This is a genomic window from Pseudomonas stagnisoli (genome assembly GCF_048595745.1).
GTDB classification, from domain to species: Bacteria; Pseudomonadota; Gammaproteobacteria; order Pseudomonadales; family Pseudomonadaceae; genus Aquipseudomonas; species Aquipseudomonas alcaligenes_A.
The window spans coordinates 1193937-1217611 of the sequence record NZ_CP184361.1 but is presented as its reverse complement, the minus strand read 5'-3'; the positions used below and the strand labels follow the sequence as shown (position 1 = coordinate 1217611).

Annotated in this window: 24 protein-coding genes; 13 read left to right on the top strand and 11 right to left on the bottom strand. The window is 66.9% G+C overall.

Annotation, left to right across the window (positions count from 1 at the left end; all coding sequences use genetic code 11):
* Positions 1 to 8: 8 nt before the first annotated feature.
* The 3 genes from ACOAPY_RS05800 (at position 9) to arsJ (ending at position 3092) form a co-directional block, all read left to right on the top strand.
* A complete protein-coding gene (locus ACOAPY_RS05800) occupies positions 9 to 788 on the top strand; it encodes a metalloregulator ArsR/SmtB family transcription factor (protein ID WP_465155542.1) in 780 nt (259 codons plus the stop codon).
* 72 nt (positions 789 to 860) lie between these two features.
* Positions 861 to 1865: an ArsJ-associated glyceraldehyde-3-phosphate dehydrogenase gene (locus ACOAPY_RS05795; protein WP_465155540.1), complete on the top strand. Its 1005-nt coding sequence runs from the start codon at positions 861 to 863 to the stop codon at positions 1863 to 1865.
* A gap of 9 nt (positions 1866 to 1874) precedes the next feature.
* Positions 1875 to 3092 carry an organoarsenical effux MFS transporter ArsJ gene (gene arsJ, locus ACOAPY_RS05790; protein WP_465155539.1) on the top strand — a complete coding sequence of 406 codons (1218 nt, stop codon included), beginning with the start codon at positions 1875 to 1877 and terminating at the stop codon, positions 3090 to 3092.
* A 139-nt stretch (positions 3093 to 3231) separates the two neighbouring features.
* On the opposite strand, the gene hemH is transcribed toward arsJ, so the two are convergent.
* Positions 3232 to 4254, bottom strand: a complete 1023-nt coding sequence (gene hemH / locus ACOAPY_RS05785; protein WP_465155537.1) for a ferrochelatase — start codon at positions 4252 to 4254, stop codon at positions 3232 to 3234.
* On the bottom strand, positions 4251 to 5156 hold the full coding sequence (locus ACOAPY_RS05780; RefSeq protein ID WP_330099773.1) for a TIGR01777 family oxidoreductase: 906 nt from the start codon (positions 5154 to 5156) through the stop codon (positions 4251 to 4253). The genes hemH and ACOAPY_RS05780 overlap by 4 nt, the downstream gene beginning before the upstream one ends.
* Before the next feature lie 180 nt (positions 5157 to 5336).
* On the opposite strand from ACOAPY_RS05780, the gene ACOAPY_RS05775 reads away from it, so the two are divergent.
* From ACOAPY_RS05775 to ACOAPY_RS05760, 4 genes are read left to right on the top strand one after another with little or no spacing between them, the layout of a single operon-like run.
* On the top strand, positions 5337 to 6323 hold the full coding sequence (locus tag ACOAPY_RS05775; RefSeq protein ID WP_465155535.1) for an NAD(P)/FAD-dependent oxidoreductase: 987 nt from the start codon (positions 5337 to 5339) through the stop codon (positions 6321 to 6323).
* Entirely contained in the window at positions 6320 to 6541 is a 222-nt protein-coding gene (locus tag ACOAPY_RS05770; protein ID WP_076427953.1) for a TIGR02450 family Trp-rich protein, read from the top strand. The genes ACOAPY_RS05775 and ACOAPY_RS05770 overlap by 4 nt, the downstream gene beginning before the upstream one ends.
* Positions 6542 to 6554: 13 nt before the next feature.
* Complete coding sequence (gene rlmF / locus ACOAPY_RS05765) at positions 6555 to 7577, top strand: 23S rRNA (adenine(1618)-N(6))-methyltransferase RlmF (protein ID WP_465155534.1); 1023 nt, start codon at positions 6555 to 6557, stop codon at positions 7575 to 7577.
* Between the two features lie 43 nt (positions 7578 to 7620).
* Positions 7621 to 8424, top strand: a complete 804-nt coding sequence (locus tag ACOAPY_RS05760; RefSeq protein ID WP_465155532.1) for a substrate-binding periplasmic protein — start codon at positions 7621 to 7623, stop codon at positions 8422 to 8424.
* 104 nt (positions 8425 to 8528) lie between these two features.
* Here the strand turns inward: ACOAPY_RS05760 and ACOAPY_RS05755 are convergent, their stop codons facing one another.
* Positions 8529 to 8948: an Lrp/AsnC family transcriptional regulator gene (locus ACOAPY_RS05755; RefSeq protein ID WP_330099769.1), complete on the bottom strand. Its 420-nt coding sequence runs from the start codon at positions 8946 to 8948 to the stop codon at positions 8529 to 8531.
* 123 nt (positions 8949 to 9071) lie between these two features.
* On the opposite strand from ACOAPY_RS05755, the gene yjeH reads away from it, so the two are divergent.
* The gene (gene yjeH / locus ACOAPY_RS05750; RefSeq protein ID WP_465155530.1) at positions 9072 to 10337 is read left to right on the top strand and encodes an L-methionine/branched-chain amino acid transporter; all 1266 of its coding nucleotides are present in this window, start codon (positions 9072 to 9074) and stop codon (positions 10335 to 10337) included.
* Between the two features lie 46 nt (positions 10338 to 10383).
* On the top strand, positions 10384 to 11706 hold the full coding sequence (locus ACOAPY_RS05745; protein WP_465155528.1) for a TAXI family TRAP transporter solute-binding subunit: 1323 nt from the start codon (positions 10384 to 10386) through the stop codon (positions 11704 to 11706).
* A gap of 48 nt (positions 11707 to 11754) precedes the next feature.
* Here the strand turns inward: ACOAPY_RS05745 and ACOAPY_RS05740 are convergent, their stop codons facing one another.
* Entirely contained in the window at positions 11755 to 13359 is a 1605-nt protein-coding gene (locus ACOAPY_RS05740; RefSeq protein ID WP_465155527.1) for a M28 family metallopeptidase, read from the bottom strand.
* Between the two features lie 276 nt (positions 13360 to 13635).
* Between ACOAPY_RS05740 and yejK the strand changes: the two genes are divergently transcribed.
* The 3 genes from yejK to ACOAPY_RS05725 are packed head-to-tail and all read left to right on the top strand — an operon-like array spanning position 13636 to position 16289.
* A complete protein-coding gene (gene yejK / locus ACOAPY_RS05735; RefSeq protein ID WP_076580679.1) occupies positions 13636 to 14643 on the top strand; it encodes a nucleoid-associated protein YejK in 1008 nt (335 codons plus the stop codon).
* Positions 14644 to 14646: 3 nt separating this feature from the next.
* On the top strand, positions 14647 to 15462 hold the full coding sequence (locus ACOAPY_RS05730; protein ID WP_465155525.1) for a polyphosphate kinase 2 family protein: 816 nt from the start codon (positions 14647 to 14649) through the stop codon (positions 15460 to 15462).
* Positions 15459 to 16289, top strand: a complete 831-nt coding sequence (locus tag ACOAPY_RS05725) for a DUF4344 domain-containing metallopeptidase (protein ID WP_272792806.1) — start codon at positions 15459 to 15461, stop codon at positions 16287 to 16289. The genes ACOAPY_RS05730 and ACOAPY_RS05725 overlap by 4 nt, the downstream gene beginning before the upstream one ends.
* Here ACOAPY_RS05725 and ACOAPY_RS05720 read toward each other — a convergent pair.
* The 3 genes from ACOAPY_RS05720 to ACOAPY_RS05710 form a co-directional block, all read right to left on the bottom strand.
* Positions 16276 to 17211 (bottom strand): glutathione S-transferase family protein, encoded by a 936-nt coding sequence (locus ACOAPY_RS05720; protein WP_465155524.1) that lies wholly within the window; start codon positions 17209 to 17211, stop codon positions 16276 to 16278. The two genes, ACOAPY_RS05725 and ACOAPY_RS05720, sit on opposite strands and share 14 nt — an antisense overlap.
* 70 nt (positions 17212 to 17281) lie before the next feature.
* A complete protein-coding gene (locus ACOAPY_RS05715; protein ID WP_465155522.1) occupies positions 17282 to 17566 on the bottom strand; it encodes a GIY-YIG nuclease family protein in 285 nt (94 codons plus the stop codon).
* Positions 17567 to 17606: 40 nt separating this feature from the next.
* Positions 17607 to 18077 (bottom strand): nuclear transport factor 2 family protein, encoded by a 471-nt coding sequence (locus tag ACOAPY_RS05710; RefSeq protein WP_280052881.1) that lies wholly within the window; start codon positions 18075 to 18077, stop codon positions 17607 to 17609.
* 93 nt (positions 18078 to 18170) lie between these two features.
* Between ACOAPY_RS05710 and ACOAPY_RS05705 the strand changes: the two genes are divergently transcribed.
* On the top strand, positions 18171 to 19130 hold the full coding sequence (locus tag ACOAPY_RS05705; protein WP_465155520.1) for a GlxA family transcriptional regulator: 960 nt from the start codon (positions 18171 to 18173) through the stop codon (positions 19128 to 19130).
* 51 nt (positions 19131 to 19181) lie between these two features.
* On the opposite strand, the gene ACOAPY_RS05700 is transcribed toward ACOAPY_RS05705, so the two are convergent.
* The 4 genes from ACOAPY_RS05700 to ACOAPY_RS05685 form a co-directional block, all read right to left on the bottom strand.
* A complete protein-coding gene (locus tag ACOAPY_RS05700; protein ID WP_021700287.1) occupies positions 19182 to 19943 on the bottom strand; it encodes an amino acid ABC transporter ATP-binding protein in 762 nt (253 codons plus the stop codon).
* A 9-nt stretch (positions 19944 to 19952) separates the two neighbouring features.
* On the bottom strand, positions 19953 to 21050 hold the full coding sequence (locus ACOAPY_RS05695) for an amino acid ABC transporter permease (RefSeq protein WP_465155519.1): 1098 nt from the start codon (positions 21048 to 21050) through the stop codon (positions 19953 to 19955).
* A 10-nt stretch (positions 21051 to 21060) separates the two neighbouring features.
* Positions 21061 to 22245 carry an amino acid ABC transporter permease gene (locus ACOAPY_RS05690; RefSeq protein ID WP_465155517.1) on the bottom strand — a complete coding sequence of 395 codons (1185 nt, stop codon included), beginning with the start codon at positions 22243 to 22245 and terminating at the stop codon, positions 21061 to 21063.
* Between the two features lie 99 nt (positions 22246 to 22344).
* On the bottom strand, positions 22345 to 23373 hold the full coding sequence (locus ACOAPY_RS05685) for an amino acid ABC transporter substrate-binding protein (protein WP_076427983.1): 1029 nt from the start codon (positions 23371 to 23373) through the stop codon (positions 22345 to 22347).
* Positions 23374 to 23675: the final 302 nt, after the last annotated feature.

The window sequence follows — 23675 nt, the reverse complement described above, 5'->3', positions numbered from 1 at the left end:
ATATCAAGATGAGCCAGAAAAAGCGCGTCCTGTTTCTCTGCGTGGCCAACTCGTCACGCTCGCAGATGGCCGAAGCCCTGCTGCGCCACCTCGACGCGGAGCACTTCGAGGCCTTCAGCGCGGGCACGGCTCCGACCCAGGTAGACCCACGCACGCTTGCCGCACTGCAGCACAGCGGCATTTCCACCGAAGGCCTGTTCAGCAAGTCCATCGAACAGGTCGCCGACCAGCCCTTCGACTACGTCATCACCCTGTGTGACAAATCCGCCCTCGAATGCCTGGCCCTGCCCGGTGCGGGCGAATACATCACCTGGAGTTTCGAGGACCCGGTCAGCAGCCCCCGCAGCGATGCTCATCGCCGGACGCTGCATGAAATCCTTGAACGCCTGAAGATGTTCGTACTGATCAAGGGCAAACCTGCGCCACAGCCGACGAGCGAGCAGCTCTCGCCCGTCGAGGTTTTCAAGTGCCTGGCAGACGAAACCCGCACGCGCATCGCGCTGCTCGTCACCCTTGAACAGGAGCTGTGCGTCTGCGAACTGACCGCCGCGCTCGACGAGAGCCAGCCAAAGATCTCGCGCCACCTGGCGCTGCTGCGCAGCTGCGGACTGCTGGAGGATCGGCGCAACGGCCAGTGGGTCTACTACCGCCTGCACCCGCAACTGCCCACCTGGGTCACCGAACTGCTCAAGACCACCCTGGACAGCCAGGCCGAATGGTTGCGCCAGGACGTGCAGCGTCTCTGGCAGATGCGCAACAGGCCAGGCCGCAAGCCACTGTGCGACTGAACGCAAGCCCAGGGCAACCACGACAACAGTGGCTGTTCGCTCATTCATCTCAAGCACCCACGAGGACTCAGCATGACCATCAAAGTAGGCATCAACGGCTTCGGCCGTATTGGCCGCCTGGCCCTGCGCGCTGCCTGGAACTGGCCCGAACTGCAGTTCGTGCAGATCAACGACCCGGCCGGCGACGCCGCCACCCACGCCCACCTGCTGAATTTCGACTCGGTGCACGGCCGCTGGCAACATGAAGCGGGCAGTGACGGCGACGCCGTGGTCATTGATGGCAAGCGCATCCGCGTGACCGCCAACAAGGCCATCGCCGACACCGACTGGAGCGGCTGCGACCTGGTGCTCGAAGCCAGCGGCAAGATGAAGACGGTCGCTGTGCTGCAGGGGTATCTGGAGCAGGGCGTGAAGCGCGTGGTGGTCTGCGCGCCGGTCAAGGAGCCGGGCGCGCTGAACGTGGTGATGGGCGTCAACCAGCAGCTGTTCGACCCGGCGCAGCACCGTATCGTCACGGCCGCCTCCTGCACCACCAACTGCCTGGCACCGGTGGTCAAGGTGATCCATGAAGCGCTGGGCATCCGCCACGGCTCGATCACCACCATCCACGACCTGACCAACACCCAGAGCATTCTCGACACGCCGCACAAGGACCTGCGCCGCGCCCGTGCCTCTGGCATGAGCCTGATCCCGACCACCACCGGGTCGGCCACCGCGATTGCCGAGATTTTCCCCGAGCTGCGCGGCAAGCTGAATGGCCATGCCGTGCGCGTGCCGCTGGCCAACGCCTCGCTGACCGACTGCGTGTTCGAGGTGGAGCGCGCGACCACCGCCGAGGTGGTCAATGCACTGCTCAAGGCGGCCGCCGAGGGCCCGCTGAAGAACATCCTGGGCTACGAGGAGCGCCCGCTGGTGTCCATCGACTACCGCACCGACCCGCGCTCCTCGATCATCGATGCGCTGTCGACCCTGGTGGTCAATGGCACCCAGGTGAAGGTCTATGCCTGGTACGACAACGAGTGGGGCTATGCCAACCGCGCAGCAGAGCTGGCGCGGCTGGTCGGCGCGGCGGGGTAATCGGCGATCATGAAGGCGTTGTCAGCCCTGTCTGCGGAAGTCCGCCAGTACCTGCTGGTCACCGGCAACTACTGGGCCTTCACCCTCACCGACGGTGCCCTGCGCATGCTGGTGGTGCTGCACTTCCACAGCCTGGGCTACACGCCGCTGCAGATCGCCGCGCTGTTCCTGTTCTACGAGATATTCGGCGTGGTCACCAACCTGGTCGGTGGCTACCTCGGCGCGCGCCTGGGCCTGAACCGCACCATGAACCTCGGCCTGGGCCTGCAGGTACTGGCCCTGCTGATGCTCACGGTGCCCACCGCCTGGCTGACCGTGCCCTGGGTGATGGGCGCGCAGGCGCTGTCGGGTATCGCCAAGGACCTCAACAAGATGAGCGCCAAGAGCTCGATCAAGCTCCTGGTGCCGGACAACCAGCAGGGCACCCTATACCAGTGGGTGGCCATCCTCACCGGCTCGAAGAACGCGCTCAAGGGCGTTGGTTTCTTCCTCGGCGGCGCCCTGCTGGCTCTGCTCGGCTTCACCGGCGCAGTGCTGGCGATGGCCGCCGTGCTGGCGCTGATCTGGCTAGGCAGCCTGGTACTGCTGAAGAAGGACCTGGGCAAGGCCAAGGCCAAGCCTAAGTTCCGCGACCTGCTGTCCAAGAGCCGGGCGATCAACATCCTGTCGGCCGCCCGCCTGTTTTTATTCGGCGCGCGCGACGTGTGGTTCGTGGTGGCGCTGCCGGTCTATCTGAGCACGACGTTCGGCTGGGACTTCTGGCTGGTGGGGGGCTTCCTCGCCGCCTGGATCATCGGCTATGGCCTGGTGCAGTCTCTTGCCCCCAACATCACCGGCAAGCGCCGCGGCCATGTGCCGGATGGCCGCGCTGCGTGCGCCTGGGCGCTGGCACTGGCCGGCCTGCCGGCCCTGATCGCCCTGGGCCTGGGAACGGACGTGTCAGCACAAGCGGTGTTGCTCGGCGGGCTGATGCTGTTCGGGGTGCTGTTCGCGGTGAACTCGTCCCTGCACAGCTACCTGATCGTCAGCTATGCCAAAGAGGATGGCGTGTCTCTGGACGTGGGCTTCTACTACATGTCCAACGCACTGGGCCGACTGGTCGGCACCCTGCTTTCGGGCTGGATTTTCCAGGCCTACGGACTGGCGGCCTGCCTGTGGATCTCCAGCGCCTTCGTACTGGCTGCGGCACTCATCTCTATCGCCCTGCCCCGGCATGCGGCGACCTGAAGGAAAGGACAGGACTGACACGCGGCCAGGGCGGTGACAGCCGTGCCTCAATGGCAACACGGCCATCCCCTCAGCCTGGGCAAGCCTCTACGGGCCGGGCGGATGCGACCTGCCTCCAGCCCGGCCCGCGCCCTCGCCGTCACAGCTGCTGCGGCGCGCGCTCGCACAACACCTTGAGCGCCTGCACCCATTGCGGGTGGTCGTTCAGGCAGGGCACCAGCACCAGGTCCTCACCGCCCGCTTCGCGGAACTGCTCGCGGCCACGATCGCCAATCTCCTCCAGGGTCTCGATGCAGTCGGCGACAAAGGCCGGGCACATCACCAGCAGCTTCTTCACGCCGGCCTTGGCCAGTTCGTCGAGGCGCGCCTCGGTATAGGGCTCGATCCACTTGGCGCGGCCCAGGCGCGACTGGAAGGCCACCGACCACTTGCCGGCCGGCAGCCCGGCGCGCTCGGCGAACAGCTCGGCACTGCGCAGGCACTGGGCCCGGTAGCAGTTGGCGAGCACCTGCGGCGAGGCGTTCTTGCAGCAGTCGGCGCCTTTCAGGCAGTGGCCGGTGGGGTCCAGCTTGTGCAGATGGCGCTCCGGCAGGCCGTGGAAGCTCAACAGCAGGTGGTCGAAGTCCTGCTCGAGATAGGGCTTGGCGCTCTCCGCCAGTGCGTCGACGTACTCAGGCTGGGCGTAGAACGGCGCCAGCTCGGCGAATTGCAGGGCCAGGCCGCGTTCGCGCACCACCCGCCGCACTTCCTGCAGCGCGGTGGTGGTGGTGCTGTCGGCAAACTGCGGGTACAGCGGCGCCAGGGTCACCTTGCGCACGCCCTGCGCGGCCAGGCGCTGCAGCACGCTATCGATCGACGGCTCGCCGTAACGCATGGCCAGCTCCACCGGGCCATGCGGCCAGTGCGGCACCATGGCCTGCTGCAGGCGGCGGCTGAGCACCACCAGCGGCGAGCCCTCCTCCCACCAGATCGAGGCATAGGCATGCGCCGACTGCGCCGGGCGCTTGAGCAGGATCAGCGACACCAGCAGGCGCCGCACCGGCCAGGGCAGGTCGATCACATAGGGGTCCATGAGGAACTGGTTGAGGTAGCGACGCACGTCGGCCACCTCCGTGGAAGCCGGCGAACCCAGATTGAGCAACAGCAGGGCGTGATCGGTCATGCGGAGTCCTTGAGCAGGTCGGCCAGTGCCGAGTCGAGGTCGGTGAAGCGAAATACGTAGCCATCGGCCAGCGCGCGCTGAGGCAGCGCCTTCTGCCCGCCGAGCAGCAGGCCGGACAGTTCGCCCAGGCCCAGCTTGAGCAGTGGCCCGGGCACCGGCAGCAATGCCGGACGGTGCAGTGCCCGGCCCAGGGCACGGGTGAAATCCCTGTTCCTGGCCGGCTGCGGCGCGCAAGCATTATAGGGACCGCGCGCGTCGTCCCGCTGCAAGAGAAAATCGATCAGGCCGATTTCATCCTGCAGGTGAATCCACGGCATCCACTGCCGGCCGTTGCCGATCGGCCCACCCAGGCCCAGGCGAAACGGCAGCAACAGACGCTTGAGGAAGCCGCCGGCTGGCGCCAGCACCAGCCCGGTGCGCAGCAACACCACGCGCATGCCGAGCGTCTCGGCGCGCTGCGCCGTCTCTTCCCAGGCACCGCACAGCTGGGCGGCGAAGTCCTCGACCACCGGCGCATCGCTTTCGTGCAGTTCGCGCTCCCCGCCGTCGCCATACCAACCCACCGCGGACCCGGAGATCAGCACCCGCGGGCGCTGAGCACGGGATTCCAGCCAGGCCAGCAGCCGCTCGGTCAGCGCGACCCGGCTGTCCCACAGCAGCGCCTTGCGCTTGTGCGTCCAGGGCCGGTCGGCAATCGGGGCGCCGGCCAGGTTGATCACCGCATCGAGCGGTGTGTCGGCCAGTTCCTCGAGCCGCGCGATGCCGCGCACCCCGTCGCCGCAGAGCGCCGCGACTCGCTCGGGACGCCGGCTCCAGACCGTCAGCTGGTGCCCCTGGCGCAACCAGAACTGGCACAGGGCACGCCCGATCAGCCCCGTGCCGCCGGTCAGCAATATGTGCATGGCGTCCTCCTCATATGGCGCGACCCCGTGGTTGCGCCCTAGTCTGAACATTGAGCCCAGGTCATGTGTCTTGATTATCGACGAGGATCACGCGGCCACGAAAGAAAATTCTGTACAGATTTTGCGATTGTACAGATTTTCCCGAACGCGTAGCCTGAGATAAAGACAACGAGGTCAAACATGAACGCCCCCATTGCCATCATCGGTACCGGCCTGGCCGGATTATCCGCCGCCCAGGCCCTGCATGCTGCCGGCCTGCAAGTCGAGCTGTTCGACAAGAGCCGCGGCAGTGGCGGACGCATGGCCAGCAAGCGCAGCGATGCCGGCTCCGTGGACCTGGGCGCGCAGTACTTCACCGCGCGTGATCGCCGCTTCGTCGAAGTGGTGCAGCAGTGGCAGGCGCGCGGCTGGGTCGCCGAATGGAACCCGCAGCTCTACCAGTACCACCAGAACGGCCTGCAACCCTCACCGGACGAACAGGTGCGCTGGGTCGGCGCACCGCGCATGAGCTCCATCAGCCGCGCGCTGCTCGGCGCCCTGCCGGTGCACTTCGGCTGCCGCATCACCGAGGTGTTCCGTGGCGAACAGCACTGGGGCCTGCAGGACGCCGAGGGCAACAGCCACGGTCCCTACAGCAGCGTGATCGTCGCCACGCCGGCGCCGCAGGCCACCGCCCTGCTGGCCGCAGCGCCCAAGCTGGCCAGCGCCGCCGCCAGCGTGATCATGGAGCCGACCTGGGCCGTGGCCCTGGGCTTCGAGACTGCATTGCAGACCCCGGTACAGGGCTGCTTCGTGCAGGACAGCGCGATCGACTGGCTGGCGCGCAACCGCAGCAAGCCGGGCCGCGATGGCGCACTGGACACCTGGGTACTGCACGCCAGCAGCAGCTGGAGCCGGCAGCACCTGGACCTGCCCAAGGAGGCGGTGATCGAACAGCTGCACGGCGCCTTCGCCGAGCTGATTGGCTGCGCCGTGCCGGCACCGGCCTTCAGCCTGGCGCATCGCTGGCTCTACGCACGCCCGGCCAGCGCTCACGAGTGGGGCGCCCTGGCCGACGCCGACCTGGGCCTGTATGCCTGCGGCGACTGGTGCCTGTCCGGCCGCGTCGAGGGCGCCTGGCTAAGTGGCCAGGAAGTCGCGCGGCGCCTGCTGGAGCACCGCCAGTGAGGCCCGGCCGGATCAACCCGCGCAAGCTGCTGCTGTCGAAATGGACGGCACGCGTGCCGCGCAATCGCGAGCGCCACTTCCTGGTCACCGAGCTGCATCGCGACGACGCCGGCGAGGTGCTGGCGATCGACCTGCAGGCCGTGCTCACCGGGCGCAGCGAGCGCCTGGACTGGCACCAGCTGGAAGACACCGAGCGCTGGCAGATGGGCTGGAAGTAGCGTCTGTGGGACAATGCCACCCCCGCCCGCCGAACCGCCCGCCATGCGTCAGAAAAGCCATCCGCCCCGCCAGCCCAAGGCCGTTGCCAAGGGGCAACTGCACCCGCGCAACCGCCACCAGGGCCGCTACGACTTCCCCAGGCTGATCGAGGCCAGCCCGGAGCTGGGCCGCTTCGTCATCCTCAACCCCTATGGCAAGCAGAGCATCGACTTCGCCGACCCCGAGGCGGTGCGCGTGTTCAACCGCGCGTTGATGCGCCAGCTGTACGGCATCGCCCACTGGGACATTCCGCCGGGCTACCTGTGCCCGCCGATCCCCGGCCGGGCCGACTACCTGCATGGCCTGGCCGATCTGCTGGCCGAAAGCAGCGATGGCGCCATCGCACGCGGTAAAGGGGTGCGCGTGCTGGACATCGGCACCGGGGCCAACTGCATCTACCCGCTGCTCGGCCACAGCGACTACGGCTGGCGCTTCCTCGGCTCGGACATCGACCCGGTCGCCCTGGCGGCGGCACGCAGCATCGTCCAGGCCAACGGCCTGGACGATGCCATCGAACTGCGTCAGCAGCACACACCGCAGCACATTTTCCAGGGCCTGCTGGCCAGCGACGAGCGTTTCACCCTGACCCTGTGCAACCCGCCCTTCCATGCCTCCGCCGCCGAGGCGGCCAGCGGCAGCACGCGCAAATGGAAGAACCTCGGCAAGCTCGACCCCAAGCGCAAGCTGCCGGTGCTGAACTTCGGCGGGCAGAGTAACGAGCTGTGGTGCGCGGGCGGCGAAGTGGCCTTCCTGCGGCGCATGGCCCGCGAGAGCGCGGCGGTGGCCGGGCAGGTGCTGTGGTTCAGCAGCCTGGTGTCCAAGGCCGGCAACCTGGCGGCGTTCAACGCCGCCCTGCAGCAGGCCGGTGCCCTGGAGATACGCCAGGTGGACATGGCCCAGGGCAACAAGCAGAGTCGCTTCCTCGCCTGGACCTTCCACGAGGTGGCCGCACGTCGCGCCTGGCTGAAAGGTATCGCCGACAGCCCCCCGAACTGACTATGCTGACGAGGTAGCGGCCTCAGGGAGCTCGGGAGTCCCCATGCGCTGGAAAAGCCTGTTGACCATCTGCTGTCTGTCCTGGTGCATCAGTACCCAGGCGCAGCCGCGCGAACTGCAGATCAGCGTCGGCGACTGGCCGCCCTACCTCTCCACCGACCAGCGCCACAATGGCGTGATCGCCCACATCATCAGCGACCTCTTCGCCGAGGAGGGCTACAAGGTCAACTTCCGCTTCCTGCCCTGGCCACGCGCCTATTCCGATGCCGCCGCCGGCAAGTTCGACGCCACCGGCGTGTGGATGCACAAGCGCGAGCGCGAGGCCGACTTCCTGTTCAGCGAGCCGTTGCTGGACGAACAGTTCGTGTTCTTCCACCTCAAGTCCGTGCCCTTCGACTGGCAGCAGTTCGACGACCTGACCGGCATGACCCTCGGCGGCGGTCTGGAATACAGCTACGGCCCCGGGTTCGACGCGTTCCTCGCCCAGGGCAAGGTGCGCATGGAACGGGTCTCCAGCGACCAGCAGAACTTCGAGAAGCTGCTCAAGGAGCGCGTCGTGCTCTACCCACAGGAAGTCAACGTCGGTTATGCGGCGCTACGCAGCCAGTTCACCCCGGCCGAGCGGGCGCGCATTACCCACCACCCCAAACCGCTGCTGGTCAACCAGAGCTTCCTGATGCTGCCCAAGCGTCTGGCCGACAGCGAGGCCCTGATGCAGCGCTTCAACCAGCGCCTGCAGGCGTTCCGCGACAGCGGCCGCTACGACCGCTACTTCCAGGACCTGCAGGCCGGCAAGTACATGCTCACCGACGAGGAAGCGACCCAGGCCTCGACTCTGAGCCGCTAATGGCCTGTGCGGTTAACTCGGGCATTCAAGTGCGAGAGCCAGGGTGTCGAAGCAGAGCGACGGCGAGTCTGGCGCCTAAGCGGGATATCTGAGGCCGCCAGGCCTCACATCGTCCACTCGGTGACGACCATGTGTGTCTTCACCCGCTGCATGCCCGGAAAACCCTCGATCACCCCGCGAATCTCCGCCAGGCGCGCCATGCTCGCCGCCTCCACCTGCACCAGCATGTCGGTCTCGCCGCTGATGCCGCAGCACTGGCGGATTTCCGGATAGGCGCGCATGCGCTCGACATAGTCCTGACAACGACCGTCCTTGTAGAACAGTTCGAGGAACGCCTTGACCCCGCTGCCGGCCGGGTCGGCCACCTGCGCATGGTAGCCGCGAATCACCCCGGATTGCTCCAGCTGGCGGATGCGCTCGCCCACCGCGGAGCGCGACAGGTTGACCTCGCGGGCGATCTGGCTGACGGAGGTGCGCGCATCCTGGCGCAGCAGGGTGATGATCTGGCGATCGAACTTGTCCACGGTGGTTCTCGGCGGCCGGCAGTTTGACGGGGGATTCCGCCACATTGCCGGCCATCGGCGGCGACCTGCGCGCGGCGGCGCCCGTAACATGGCGGGATCGAAAGGAAGGAGCGAGCATACATCATGAGCCGGCTGAACAAGGAACTGGGCCTGCTGCAGGGCATCGCCCTGCTCAGCACCTCGCTGCTGGGCACCGGTATCTTCGTGGTGCCGGCCCTGGCCGCCACCGCCGCCGGTTCGGCCTCGCTATGGGCCTGGCTGATCCTGATCGCCCTGGTGCTGCCGGTGGCCTTCACCTTCGCCCAGCTGGGCCGCCACTTCCCCCATGCCGGCGGCGCGCCGCACCTGATCGGCCGTGCCTTCGGCGCGCGCAGCGAGCGACTCATCGCCCTGCTGTTCCTCGCCGTGCTGCCGGTGGGCCTGCCGGCGGCACTGAACATCGCCACTGGCTTCTGGCAGGCCGTACTGCCGATCGGCCGTGGCGAAGCGCTGCTGATCCAGTTTGCCACCCTAGGCCTGATGCTCCTGCTCGGCCAGCGCCCGGCGCGGGCCAGCGGCCTGGTGCAGGGGCTGATCGCCCTGGCCATCCTCGGCACCGTCGGCCTGGCCTGGTGGGTCGGCGACCTGCCGCTGGCCAGCCAGCCACTGCTGCCGCAGATCGACGGCTCCTGGCACCTGATTCCCGCCGCGCTGGGGGTGATGTTCTGGTGCTTCGTCGGTATCGAGGCCTTCACCCACCTGGGCGAGGAGTTCAAGCACCCGCGGCGCGACTTCCCCCTCGCCCTGCTGCTCGGCGTACTGCTGGCCGGCCTGGTGTACTGGGCATTCTCCGTCGCGGTACTGAGCTTCGGCGTGTACGGCAACGAGCACAGCGACGCGGCGTCGCTGCCGCACCTGATGCACAGGCTGCTCGGCGATGAGGCGCGCTGGCTGGTCGCGGCCGTCGGCTACCTGGCCTGCTTCGCCTCGATGAACGTCTATGTGCAGGGCTTTGCCCGGCTGATCTGGAGCCTGGCCGACGAGGGCAAGCTGCCTTCCGCCCTGGCCGTGCGCAACCGCCACGGCGTACCGGCCCGCGCCCTGCTGCTGGTGGTGCTGATCTGCGCCCTGTGCGCGGCCCTGGCCGCCGTGCTGCAGCTGTCGGTGGACGACCTGATCCGCTACGCCAACGGCAACTTCATCGTCGTCTACCTGCTCAGCATGGCCGCCGGTGTGGTGCTGCTGCGCGGCGTCTGGCGCTGGGTCGCCGGCCTCAGCTGCGCGCTCTGCGCCCTGGTGCTGCTGGCCCTGGGCGTGGATGCGCTGTATGCCCTGGCCCTGCTCGGCGGCTTCGCCCTGCTCGATCGCTGGCGCGAGCGCCAGCGCACACCGGCAAGCCTGCAGAGCTGAAGCGGTTCCGGCTATCCTCAGGCAGGGATAGCCTCAAGGACCGACCATGCGCCGCATTCTGCGTGACCTGAAAATCCTCATTCTCGCCAACCTGTGGCTGGTGCCGGTACTGGCCGGCCTGGTGGGCGCGCTGTTCTACTTCGTCGCCCCGCCGCCGCCGATGCATGCACGCCTGGCCACCGGTGCCGAGGGCGGCGGCTACCATGCCTTCGCCGAGCGCCTGCGCGCCGAACTGGCCAAGCAGGGCTTCGAGCTGGAACTGGTGCCGAGCCTGGGCTCGCAGGCCAACCTGGCCAAGCTGCTGGACGGCTCCGTCGAGCTGGCCCTGGTGCAGAGCGGCCAGGAGCTGAATCTGGCGCCGGAGGCACGCGATAAGCTGACCGGCCTCGGCGTGATGTACCGCGAGCCGCTGTGGCTGTTCACCGGACCCAAGGTGAAATTCGAGCGCCTGGCCGACCTGAAGCAACTGCGCCTGGCCATCGGCTCGGCAGACAGCGGCACCCAGGCGGTGACCGCCGCGCTGTTCACGGCCAACCGCATCAGCCCGGCCGACTATCCCAAGCAGTGGCAACCGCTGGGTGGCAGCCGCGCCGCCGACGCGCTGGTGGCCGGCGAGCTGGACGCCGCGTTCTTCGTCGGCCCGGCGGAGAATCCGCTGATCCAGCGCCTGGCCGCCGAACCGAAACTGCGCCTGGTCGGCCTGCGCCGCACCCAGGCCTACCTGGCCCGCCTGCCGCACCTGAGCCGCCTGGAAGTGGGCGAAGGCATGCTCGACATGGCGCGCAACACGCCCGACCGCGACATCGTCACCCTCGGTCCGGTGGCGACCCTGGTGGCCGGCGAGAACTTCCACCCCTCGCTGACCCCGCTGATCCTGGAAGCCGCGCGCGAGGTGCTCAAGGACGGCAGCCTGCTCGATGCCGCCGGCAGCTATCCGCAGCGCCCGCCACGCTCGCTCGCCACCCTGAGCGAGGCCGAGTACTACTACGACAAGGGCCTGCCGATCCTGCAGCGATACCTGCCGTTCCGCATCGCCTCGCTGGCCGACCGCTACATCATCCTCGCCATCCCGCTGGTGATACTGCTGTTCCCGCTGTTCAAGGCCATCGGGCCGATCTACCAGTGGCGCATCCGCGCACGCATCTACCGCTGGTACAAGCACCTGCGCGAGATCGACCAGCAGCTGTACAAGGGCAAGCTCGGCGGCGATATCGGTGCCGAGATCGAGCGCCTGGAGAAGCTCGAGGACGAGCTGGCGCGGGTCGAGGTGCCGCTGTCCTATTCCAGCGAGCTGTACGAGTTGCACATGCACCTGCGCTACATGATCGAGCGGCTACACGCTGTGCAGCGGCGCCAAACGGCGGCATGAAAAAGCCCCGCCAGGGCAACCCTGGCGGGGCTCGCGGTCAGGCCGGGATCACTTGATCCAGTGCTTGCCCCAGTGGGTGATGTCGTAGGCCTTGGCGGCGCGCTGCAGGCTCGGGCCTGCCGCCTTGCCGGCTTCGATCTGGTCGTCGATCACCTTGGTCGAGTGCGACAGCCAGCTGGTGACGAAGGCCATGGCATCGCCATTGATCTCCAGCGCGCGCGCATCGATGTTGCCCAGGTTGTCACAGGCGGCGTGGTAGCAGGGATCGAGGGCGATGCCGGCAGTGCCGCCGTAGCGCGCCGCCTGCTCCTCGGTCTTCAGCTCCTCGGCGCCGGTGAACAGCCCGCCGAAGGCAATGCCGTCGGTGAAGAACTGCGCGTAGTCAGAGCGGAAGGTGATCTCGTCACCTTCGGACGGCAGGCCGCGCAGCGCGAAGTACTCCTCGAACAGCTTCTCGATCGCCGCCGAGCCGGGCGGGCCTTCCAGGCCGAAGTCCGAGCCGTCGCCGTCATACACGAAGTAGGCGAAGTTCGGCGAGGCGATCATGTCGAAGTTCAGGTACGCCTTGATCTTCGCCTTCTCTTCCGGCGGCAGCTGCTCGACGTAGTAGGTCGAACCCACCAGCCCCGACTCCTCGGCGCCCCACCAGGCAAAGCGCAGCTTGTTGTTGGGCCTGACCTTGCGCAGCTGCACGGCCAGTTCCAGCAACGCGGCGCTGCCCGAACCGTTGTCGTTGATGCCCGCGCCCTCGAACACCGAGTCCAGGTGCGCACCGGCCATCACCACGTTGTTCGGGTTGCCGTACTTCGACTCGGCCACCAGGTTGTGGGTCTGGGTGCGCTCGCGCACCACGTCGGTGAACATGCGCAGCTGCAGCTCGGCGGTCTGCGCCAGGCCCACACCAAGGTCGTAGGTGGCGAACAGCACCGGAATGCCGCCAGCATAGGCATCGCCCAGGGTCGCGTTGAGCAGGCCCTTGCGCTCCTCGGTATCGCCCTGGTTGAAGATCACCACCCCGGCGGCACCGGCGGCGGCGGCATGCTCTGCCTTGATCTGGAAACTGCAGGCACCGCGTTGCAGCAGGGCAATGGAGCCCGCCGGGAATCCGGCAAAGTCGGCCTCCTCACAGCCGCTGCTGGAGGTATTGCCCAGGCCCAGCGCGATGTCCACCGGGGCCACGGCAGCCGTCACGTCGCCAGCGTCGGTCTGCGACAGGTAGGTGAAGTCGACCTCCCACTGGTAGTCGGCCGGCGTCGGCGCCACGGCCTGCAGCACACCAGGCCCCTGCGGGTAGAAGGCGCTGAACGGGAAGGCCTGCAGCGTAACCCGGTAACCGGCACGCTCCAGGGTCTCCTTCACGTAGTTCAGCGAACCGTCATATCCGGGCAGTCCGGCGGCACGGTTGCCGTCGTTGGCCAGGGCGATGTCGTGGAGCATCTGCAGGTGCTGCTGGGTGTTCTGTGCCTGCATGCAGCGTGGCAACAGCAGCGGCGAGCTGTTCAGCAGGCCGGCGCGACACTCCAGCGGACCCAGGCGGGTCGGACTCCAGAGCTTGTCGAACAGTTGCGAGAGGTCTTGGCTTGCGCTGGCCAGTGCCGGCGCGGCAGCGCTGGCCAGGAGCGCGGCGAACAACAGCTTCTTCTTGTCATGCATGGGTCTTCTCCAATCCGTATTTGGAGCAAATGGATGCGGCAGCACTTGTGGCACCGCCGCGGGCCGTCCCTTTACTGCGTCGTGTGGACGCCAAAAACACTAGACGCAGATTTCCCAGCAAGCGAAACGAAGGTGCTTTTTTGTCTGATTAATTGCAGCAGTTCACCGAAGATAGCGGCCTTAAGCCATCACCTAACTGGGCGGCCGCCACGCCCGACGCCGTTGTCGGGTAGACTTCTCAGCCTGTTTCCCGCGAATGACCGAAGACCGACACCCATGCCGATCCGCCACTGCATCGTCCACCTGATCGACAAGAAGCCCGACGGTTCGCCCGCCGTGCTGCACGCCCGTGACTCGGAGCTGGCCGCCTCGCAAGCCATGGAGAACCTGCTGGCCGACCTCAACGAGAGCTACAACGCCAAGCAGGGCAAGGCCTGGGGCCTGTTCCACGAGGAGTCCGGCGCCTACCCCTTCAGCGGCTGGCTGAAGGCCTACCTGGACGGCGAGCAGGATTTCACTGCCTTCAGCCGCCAGGCCGTGGCGCAGCTGCAGAAGCTGATGGAGGAGTCCAACCTGTCCACCGGCGGCCACGTGCTGTTCGCCCACTACCAGCAAGGCATGACCGACTACCTGGCCATCGCCCTGCTGCACCACAGCGAAGGCGTGGCGGTGACCGACGCGCTGGACGTGGCCCCGGCCAAGCATCTGGACCTCGGCCAGTTGCACCTGGCGGCGCGCATCAACATCTCCGAGTGGCGCAACAACGCCCACTCCAAGCAGTACATCTCGTTCATCAGGGGCAAGAACGGCAAGAAGGTCTCGGACTACTTCCGCGACTTCATTGGTTGCCAGGAGGGTGTCGATGCGCCGAGCGAGACGCGCACCCTGCTCAAGGCCTTCAGCGACTTCGTCGAGAGCGAGGACCTGGCCGAGGAAAAGGCCCGCGAGAAGACCGAGGCGCTGGTCGACTACGCCACCAGCCAGGCCAAGCTGGGCGAGCCGATCACCCTGGAAGAGCTGTCCGGGCTGATCGACGAGGAGCGGCCGCGCGCCTTCTTCGAGCACATCCGCAACAAGGACTACGGCATGGCCCCGGAATTTCCGGCGGACAAGCGCACCCTCAACCAGTTCCGCCGCTTCACCGGCCGTGCCGAGGGCCTGTCGATCAGCTTCGAGTCGCACCTGCTGGGCTCGGCCATCGAGTATGACGAGGCGCGCGACATGCTGATCATCCGTCAGCTGCCGACCCAGCTGAAGGACCAGCTCAAGCGCCGCAAGGACTGAGCCATGCGCCTGGCCGACGCCGTGCTCGACGCCTGCCGCTGCGACGTGCGCGCGCCGCTGGCCGGCGACCCCGCGCACGACTTCGGTCTGAGCAAAGAGCAGGCCAGGCAGGCCATGGCGGCGCTGCGGCCCTGGCTCAACGAGCGCCAGCGCATGCTCTGGGCGCAGCGCCGCGACGCCCTGCTGCTGATGCTGCAGGGGCCGGACTGCTCCGGCAAGGACGGCGTGATCCGCAAGGTGATCAATGCCTTCGACCCACAGGGCCTGAGCATCCACAGCTTCCAGATGCCCAACGCCGAGGAGCGCGGCGAGCACTTCCTGCAACGCTACCGCCGGCGCCTGCCGGCACCCGGCCTGATCGGCGTGTTCAACCGCAGCCACTACGAGGCGCTGATCAGCGATCCGCTGGACGGGCTGTGCGCCGAAGCGGACTTCCCCCGGCGCCTGGCCGAGGTGCAGGCCTTCGAGGTACAGTGGCCGCCGCGCCATCTGCACGCACTCAAGTGCTACCTGCACATCTCCCGCGCGGAGCAGAAGGAACGTCTGCTGAGCCGCCTGCAGCGCCCGGAGAAGCGCTGGAAACTGCACGCCAGCGATCTGCAGGCCTACCGCGAGTTCGATCTGCGCCAGGCGCGCTGGAGCGCTCTGCTGGCGGCCAGCCATATGCAGGATGCACCCTGGTACGTGATCCCGTCCGATCAGCGCTGGCTGCGCGACTGGCTGGTGGCCAGCCTGCTGGCCCGTGAACTGGAACGCCTCGACCTGGACTGGCCGGACACCCCGGCGCCCTTCTGCGCCGCCGATCTGGAGCAGCCATGAGGCGCTGCCTGGCGCTGCTCCTGCTGCTGGTCGCGCCGGCCTGGGCCGCGACGCCCGAGCCCTCGCCCAACGAACTGCGTTTCATCACCGCCAACGCCGAATTCACCCTGCTGCACGAAATGGGACACCTGCTGATCAGCGAGCTGCAGCTGCCGGTACTCGGCCGCGAGGAAGACGCCGCCGACCAGCTCGGCTTCATGGGCCTGTTCCTGCTGTATGGCCAGCAGGCCGATGCCGACTTCTACGCCAGGCTGCTGGACGTGGCCGACTACTGGCGCCTGGAAGCGGAGCGCACCCGCGGCTCGGCCGAGCAGATTCCACTGTGGGACAGCCATTCGCTGGACGAGCAGCGCTTCTTCAACATCGCCTGCCTGGCCTATGGCAGCGATCCGCAGCGACTGGAATGGATAGTCGCCAGCACCGGGCTGCCAGAGGAGCGCGCGCTGTACTGCGATCAGGAGTATGCCCAGGTCCACCATGCGGTGAACTGGCTGCTGGAGCGTTTCCACCGCCCGGCCGATCGCCCGGCGCGCGGGCATATCGAGGTGGTGTATGACGAGCCGCCGGCCAACCTGGCCAACGGTCGCGCGATGCAGGCAGCCATCCGCGCCTCGGGCGAGCTGGAGCGGGTCGCCTCCAGGGCCAGCAGCAGCTTCGAGCTACCGCGCAACCTGACCCTGCGGGTCAGCGCCTGCGGCACGCCGGACGCCTGGTTCAACAGCGTCAGCGGTGAGCTGACGCTGTGCTACGAGCTGCTGGGGCACTTCCACGAACTGGCCAGAAGCCTGCCCGATCTGCAGCGCCGCCGCGCCGTCACACCGCGCTGAGGGCGAAGCCCAGGCGCGGGAAGTGCACATGCAGGGTACCGGCGCGCTCATCCTGACGCCGCAGAATGATGGCCTCGGCGGAGACGCGGAGCAGCTCGCCCTGCACCGGATCGACACCATAGTCGGTGGCCGCCACGCTGACCTGCTGGCCAACCTGGAAGCCCAGCGCCTGGCTAAAGTCCTCGTCCGGCAGCGGCGCCGGTTGCGCCTCACGGGCAATGGCGATGGCCTCATCGCTGCTCAGCGGGCTGTGCGCGCCATGCCCGAAACCGAGCACGCGACCGAGCCAGGCCGCCACTTCCGGGTAGTCGTCGACCAGCGGCGCAGTGACGTGGGTGCCCTTGAGGAACCACAGCGGATGGGCCATGGCGAAGTCGGCGATCGACGGCTCGCCGCACAGGAAGTCACCCTCCTCGCGCGCCAGCTGCTGTTGCAGGCGCGCCATCAGCACCGGCCACTGCAGCTTGGCCTGCGCGGCCGGCAGGCGGCTGGCGCTGCCACCGGCGAACAGTGCCGCGCGGTCGGCAACGAAGGCCTGCTGCGCCGCCGGCGGCAGCTTGCCCATGCGCACGGCAATGGATTCCGGCTGGAACACCAGGGTCACCGCGTGCTGGAACACCACGGCATCGGCCCACTGGGCGAAGCTGGCGGCGACGAACTCCTGGCCCTCGGGGAACAGGCTCGGCGTGGCCTTCTCGGCCTCCAGGCGGCGGGCGATCAGTGCGGTGTCGCAGTAGATGTCGGCGCCGACCTGCAGCACCGGGGTCTTGCGGTAGCCGCCGGTGAGCGCGGTCAGATCCGGCTTGGGCATGATCCGCGGGATTTCCACCGAGCGCCACGACAGCTGCTTGAAGCCCAGCATCAGGCGGGCCTTCTCGGCGAAGGGCGAGGCGTCGTAGTGGTGCAGGATCAATTCGGACATGGCGGGGCTCCGCGGCAGTTGCAAAGGTGAGGCCGCAGCTTAGCCGCAGGCGGCGCCACGGCCTACCCCTTCAACCTGATGACGGCCCATCCAGCGCGCCTATCAAGGCCTCCTTGGCCGCCTTCTTCAGGCGCTTGATGGCGATCTCGCGGCGCAGCGCGGCGCCCTTGTCGGCGCAGGCCTCGACATACACCAGCGCCCGCGCCGGGCTGGCATGAAAGAAGCGTGCGCCCTTGCCGCTGCGGTGCTGTTCGAAGCGTCGCTGCGGGTCGTCGCTGATGCCGCAGTAAAGCGCGCCGCTCTCGGCACGGACCAGGTAGACGAACCAGGGTTTGGCGGGTGGGGTGTCGGTCATGGCTCGGCAGCGCAGCGAAAGGCTGCCGAGCTTACGCCAGTCAGCGCCCGGCCTGCCAGGCACGCAGCCCGGCCATGGCCTGCTTGCCCACCGCCGCCTGCACCGGCGCCAGCCAGCCCAGCAGCAGGCCCTTGGCCCCCAGCGCCTGACGCATCCAGCGCCACAGGTCGAAATGGTCGCGGTGCTCGACGATCTTGCCGTCGGCGAAGCGGAAGTGCGCCTCGATATGGTTCTCCACCATGCGCCCGGTGGCGCTGAACAGGTAGGTCGCCACCCAGCGCGCGCGGCCCTGCTGGTCGTCCGCTTCCAGCACTTGGTAGGTCAGCGAGAAATCCTTGGCCCGCGCGCAGAGCATGCGCCACATGTCGCCGGCATCACGGCCGCGCAGATCGCGGAAGGCCGGATCGGAAAACTGCACCTGCTCGGCGTAGCAGGCCGCCATGGCCTCGGCATCGAGCTTCTGGAAGGCCTGGTAGAAACGGTCGATCAGTTCGGCATTGGGATGGGCCATGGATGCTGCTCCGGGTGAGGATGGGCAGAGTATGGCTGCGCAGCCGATGGGCGGCGATTGGCGATAAAGACAACTTTGTGGCAATAATCGCCAATGATCCGTATCGCCCTCTACGTCTGCCCGCAGACCGTGCTGTCCAGCCTGAGCATGGCCGACGACGCCTTCCGCCTGGCCAACCAGCTGGCCGGCGAAACACTGTTCGCGCTGCAGCGGGTCAGCGTCGACGGCCAGCCAGTGCAACTCGGCTATGCACGGTTGCAGGTGGACGGCGACCTGCAGCTGGCGGAGAGCACCGATCTGCTGCTGATTCCCGCCACCGGCAGCGCACTCGACCGCACCTTGCAGCACAACGCCGCCCTGCTCGCCTGGCTGGCACAGCGGCCCCTGCAGCAGCAACTGGCCAGCCTGTGCAGCAGCGCCTGCCTGCTGGCCGCCGCCGGCCAACTGGAGGGGCGCCGCGCGACCACCCACTGGGCCCTGGCGGAGCAGTTCCGCCAGCGCTTCCCTGGGGTGAGCCTGCAGATCGATGAACTGTTCACCGAAGACGCCAATCGCTTCTGCTCGGGCGGCGCCCAGGCCGGCCTGGACCTGTGCCTGCAGCTGATTGCCCGGCACGCCGGTGACTGGCTGGCGCAGCGCGTGGCCGGCGCCCTGGTGGTGGAACGCGAGCGCGGCGGCCAGAGTCGCTTCGCCCCGCTGCTGCCACTGGCCGGCCACGACGACCCGCTGATCGGCCCGCTGCTGCGCTGGCTGCAGCTCAACCATGCCCAGGCCATCGATCTGACGCTGCTGGCCGAGCGCGCCCACTGCTCCACCCGCACCCTGCTGCGCCGGTTCAAGGCGGCCACCGGGTTGACCCCCAACGACTACCTGCAGCGCCTGCGCATCAGCGCCGCGCAGAGCGCCCTGCGCAACCCGGCGCGCTCGCTGGAACAGATCGCCGCCCAGGTTGGCTATGCCGACCGCGCCACTTTCGCCAAGCTGTTCAAGCAGCTCTGCGGCGAGACACCGGGCGCCTTCCGCAAGCGCCTGCGCCAGCCGCTCAGCGAATAACGGACAAAGAAAAAGGAGCCCGAGGGCTCCTTTCTCATGCCACGTCCAACCTCAATGGAGGATCTGCCCGAGGAACAGCTTGGTCCGCTCGTTCTGCGGGTTGTCGAAGAAGGTATTGGGTTCGTTCTGTTCGACGATCTCGCCGCGGTCCATGAAGATCACCCGGTTCGCCACGGTACGGGCGAAGCCCATCTCGTGGGTCACGCAGAGCATGGTCATGCCGTCCTCGGCCAGGCCGATCATGGTGTCCAGCACCTCCTTGACCATTTCCGGGTCGAGGGCCGAGGTCGGCTCGTCGAACAGCATGATCTTCGGCTTCATGCACAGCGCACGGGCGATGGCCACGCGCTGCTGCTGACCACCGGAGAGCTGGCCCGGGTACTTGTGCGCCTGCTCGGGGATGCGCACGCGCTCGAGAAAATGCATGGCGATCTCCTCAGCCTTGCGCTTGGGCAGCTTGCGCACCCACATCGGCGCCAGGGTGCAGTTCTGCAGCACGGTGAGGTGCGGGAACAGGTTGAAGTGCTGGAACACCATGCCGACTTCGCTGCGGATCGCCTCGATGTGCTTGAGGTCGCTGGTCAGCTCGGTGCCATCGACCACGATGCGCCCCTGTTGGTGCTCCTCCAGGCGGTTGATGCAGCGGATGGTGGTGGACTTGCCCGAGCCCGACGGGCCGCAGAGGACGATGCGCTCGCCCTGCTGCACATCGAGGTTGATGTCCTTGAGCACGTGGAACTGGCCGTACCACTTGTTCACGCCCTGCAGCTGAATGATCGGCTCGGCGCTGGTCTGCTTGTTTGCTTCAGTCATGAATGGCTCCTAACGCTTATGGCCGGTGTCCAGCTTGCGCTCCAGGCGCATGGAATAGCGGGACATGCCGAAACAGAAAATCCAGAACACCAGGGCGGCGAACACGTAGCCCTCGGTGGCCATGCCCAGCCAGGCCGGGTCGGTCGTGGCCTGCTTGATGCTGTTGAGCAGGTCGAACAGACCGATGATGATGACCAGGCTGGTGTCCTTGAACAGGGCGATGAAGGTGTTGACGATGCCCGGGATCACCAGCTTGAGCGCCTGCGGCAGGATCACCAGGCCCATCATCCGCCAGTAGCCCAGGCCCATGGCCGCGGCTGCTTCGTACTGCCCCTTGGGAATGGCCTGCAGGCCGCCGCGCACCACCTCGGCGATGTAGGCGGACTGGAACAGGATCACCCCGATCAGCGCGCGCAGCAGCTTGTCGAAGCTCAGGCCCTCGGGCAGGAATAGCGGCAACATCACCGAGGACATGAACAGCACGGTGATCAGCGGTACGCCGCGCCAGAACTCGATGAAGGTCACGCAGATCACGCGGATCGCCGGCATCTTCGAGCGCCGGCCGAGAGCCAACAGGATGCCCAGCGGCAGCGCACCGGCGATACCGACCGCGGCGATCACCAGGGTCAGCATCAGGCCGCCCCACTGACTGGTTTCCACCTCGGACAGGCCGAGGAAACCACCGTGCAGCAGCCAGAAGGCCAGCAGCGGGTAGGTCAGCAAAAACACCAGGCCGTATAGAGCCTTGCGCGGCATCATCGGCACGAACAGCGGCGCCGCACCGATCACCGCCAGCCACACGGTCAGGTCCACGCGCCAGCGCAGCTCCTCCGGGTAGAAGCCGTACATGAACTGGTCAATGCGTTCCTTGATGAACACCCAGCAGGCGCCCTCGCTGGTGCAGTCGGCGCGGGTGGTGCCGGTCCAGTCGGCCTGGAACACCGCCCACTGCAGCAGCGGCGGCACGATCAGCCAGACCAGGTAGATGGCCAGCAGGGTCAACAGGGTGTTGAACCAGTTGGAGAACAGGTTGGACCGCAGCCAGCCGATGACGCCGACACTCAGGCGCGGCGGCGGCAGACTGGGACGGAATTGATGGACTTCCATGCGCTTCTCCTTACCGCTCGATCAGCGCGATGCGCTTGTTGTACCAGTTCATCAGGATCGAGATGCTGATGCTGATGGCCAGGTACACGCTCATGGTGATGGCGATGACCTCGATGGCCTGGCCGGTCTGGTTCAGGGTGGTACCGGCGAACAGCGAGACCATGTCGGGGTAGCCGATACCGGCCGCCAGCGACGAGTTCTTCACGATGTTCAGGTACTGGCTGGTCAGCGGCGGAATGATCACCCGCAGGGCCTGCGGCACGATGACCAGGCGCAGGGTCTTGCCGGCCGGCAGGCCGAGGGAGCGGGCCGCCTCGGTCTGGCCGTGGCTGACCGCCTTGATCCCGGAACGCACGATCTCGGCAATGAACGCCGCGGTGTACACGGTCAGCGCCAGGGTCAGCGCCATCAGTTCGGGAATCAGCACCCAGCCACCACGGAAGTTGAAGCCCTTGAGCTCCGGCACCGTCCAGTGGAAGGGGTCGCCGAACACCAGCGCGGCCAGGCTCGGCAGGCCGACGATCAGCACCAGGCTGACAATCAGGGTCGGGAAACCGCGGCCAGTCGCCTCGAAGCGCTGCCGCGCCCAGCGCGCCAGAAACCACACCGCCACCAGCGCCAGCAGCAGCGCGATGAAGCAGGCCCAGAAACCCTCGGCCGCCGTCGGCGCCGGCATGTTCAGGCCGCGGTTGCTGAGGAAGAAGGTGTCGCTGATGTTCAGGCTCTGCCGCGGGCCGGGCAACGGCAGGAACACCGCGAAGTACCAGAAGAAGATCTGCAGCAACGGCGGGATGTTGCGGAAGATCTCGATGTAGACGGTGGCCAGCTTGCTGATCAGCCAGTTGGGCGACAGTCGCGCCACGCCGAGGATGAAACCGAGCACGGTGGCCAGCACGATGCCGATACCCGCGACCAGCAGGGTATTGAGCAGACCGATGACGAAGACGCGGCCGTAGGTGTCGCTCTCGGTGTAATCGATCAGATGCTGCGGAATGCCGAAGCCGGCGCTTTGCTCCAGGAAACCGAACCCGGAGAGGATGCCGCGCTGGGCCAGGTTGTGCTGGGTGTTGTGGAACAGGTACCAACCGATCGCCACGACGGCAATGACGGCGATGATCTGGAATAGCCAGCCACGCACCTGCGGATCGGTCCAGACCGACGTGCGTGGGCGCGGGGAAATGGGGGGATTCTGCATAACGGCCCTCATGGAAACTCCGCGCCCGTGGCTTGCGGCGCGGAGTTCACGAAATCAGGAACACCAACGCCCCTCGCACGAGGGGCGTTGGCATGGCGGTCAGCGCACCGGCGGTGCGTACTGCAGACCACCCTTGTTCCACAGGGCATTGAGGCCACGTTCGATCTTCAGCTCGCTGCCGGCACCGACGTTGCGATCGAAGATTTCACCGTAGTTACCGACTTGCTTGACGATCTGCACAGCCCAGTCCTTCGGCAGCTTCAGATCCTTGCCGAAGTCACCCTCGGCACCCAGCAGACGGGCGATATCCGGGTTCTTGGTGGACTTGGACAGTTCTTCCACGTTAGCGGAAGTCACGCCCAGCTCTTCGGCATTGAGCTGCGCATAGAGGGTCCAGCGCACGATATCGAACCACTCCTCGTCACCCTGACGCACGGACGGGCCGAGCGGTTCCTTGGAGATCACTTCCGGCAGCACCACGTAGTCATCCGGCGCGGCCAGTTTGATGCGCTGGGCGTACAGCTGCGACTGGTCGGAGGTCAGCACGTCGCAACGGCCGGACTCCAGCGACTTGGCGCTCTCGTCGGAGGTGTCGTAGGTGATGGGGGTGTACTTCAGGCCGTTGGCGCGGAAGTAGTCGGCGAGGTTCAGCTCGGTGGTGGTACCGGCCTGGATGCACACAGTGGCGCCATCCAGTTCCTTGGCGCTGGATACGCCAAGCTTCTTGTTCACCAGGAAGCCCTGACCGTCGTAGTAGGTCACGCCGGTGAAGTTCAGGCCCATGGCCGCATCACGCGAGCTGGTCCAGGTGGTGTTGCGCGACAGCATGTCGACCTCGCCGGATTGCAGCGCGGTGAAGCGCTCCTTGGCGGTCAGCGGGCTGTACTTGACCTTGGAGGCGTCGCCGAATACGGCAGCGGCCACGGCACGGCAGACATCCACGTCGATGCCCAGGTAGTTGCCCTTGGCGTCGGCGTAGGAGAAACCGGGCAAGCCGTCGCTGATACCGCACTGCACGAAGCCTTTCTTCTTCACCGCATCCAGGGTGGCTCCCGCATGAGCAAAACCGCTCACACCGAGCACCGCAGCCGTGGTCAGTACTGCCAGGGTGGATTTCACCATCTTCATCAAAACCTCCAAGTGTTCTTGTTTGGTCGAGTCTCGGTCCTGCCGCCGTACCCTTGTGAGGCACGTTCGATCCCGCCACCATGGCAGGATCAACCGGGGTGCGAACCTGAAGGGAGTCTAGATGCCGATCCGCAGACCGGCGAATGACCCGCTCACTCCCCGTAGGTCTTACGGGAAAGAGACGCAGCAGAGTGTCCGGCTACTCCGCAGCATGCGGCCCCCACCGGACCCGTTCGCTACAGCAAGGCGCGTACCAGCTTCGTGACCGAGCGGTATTGAAGGAAGGTCAATAGGTAAAGTTC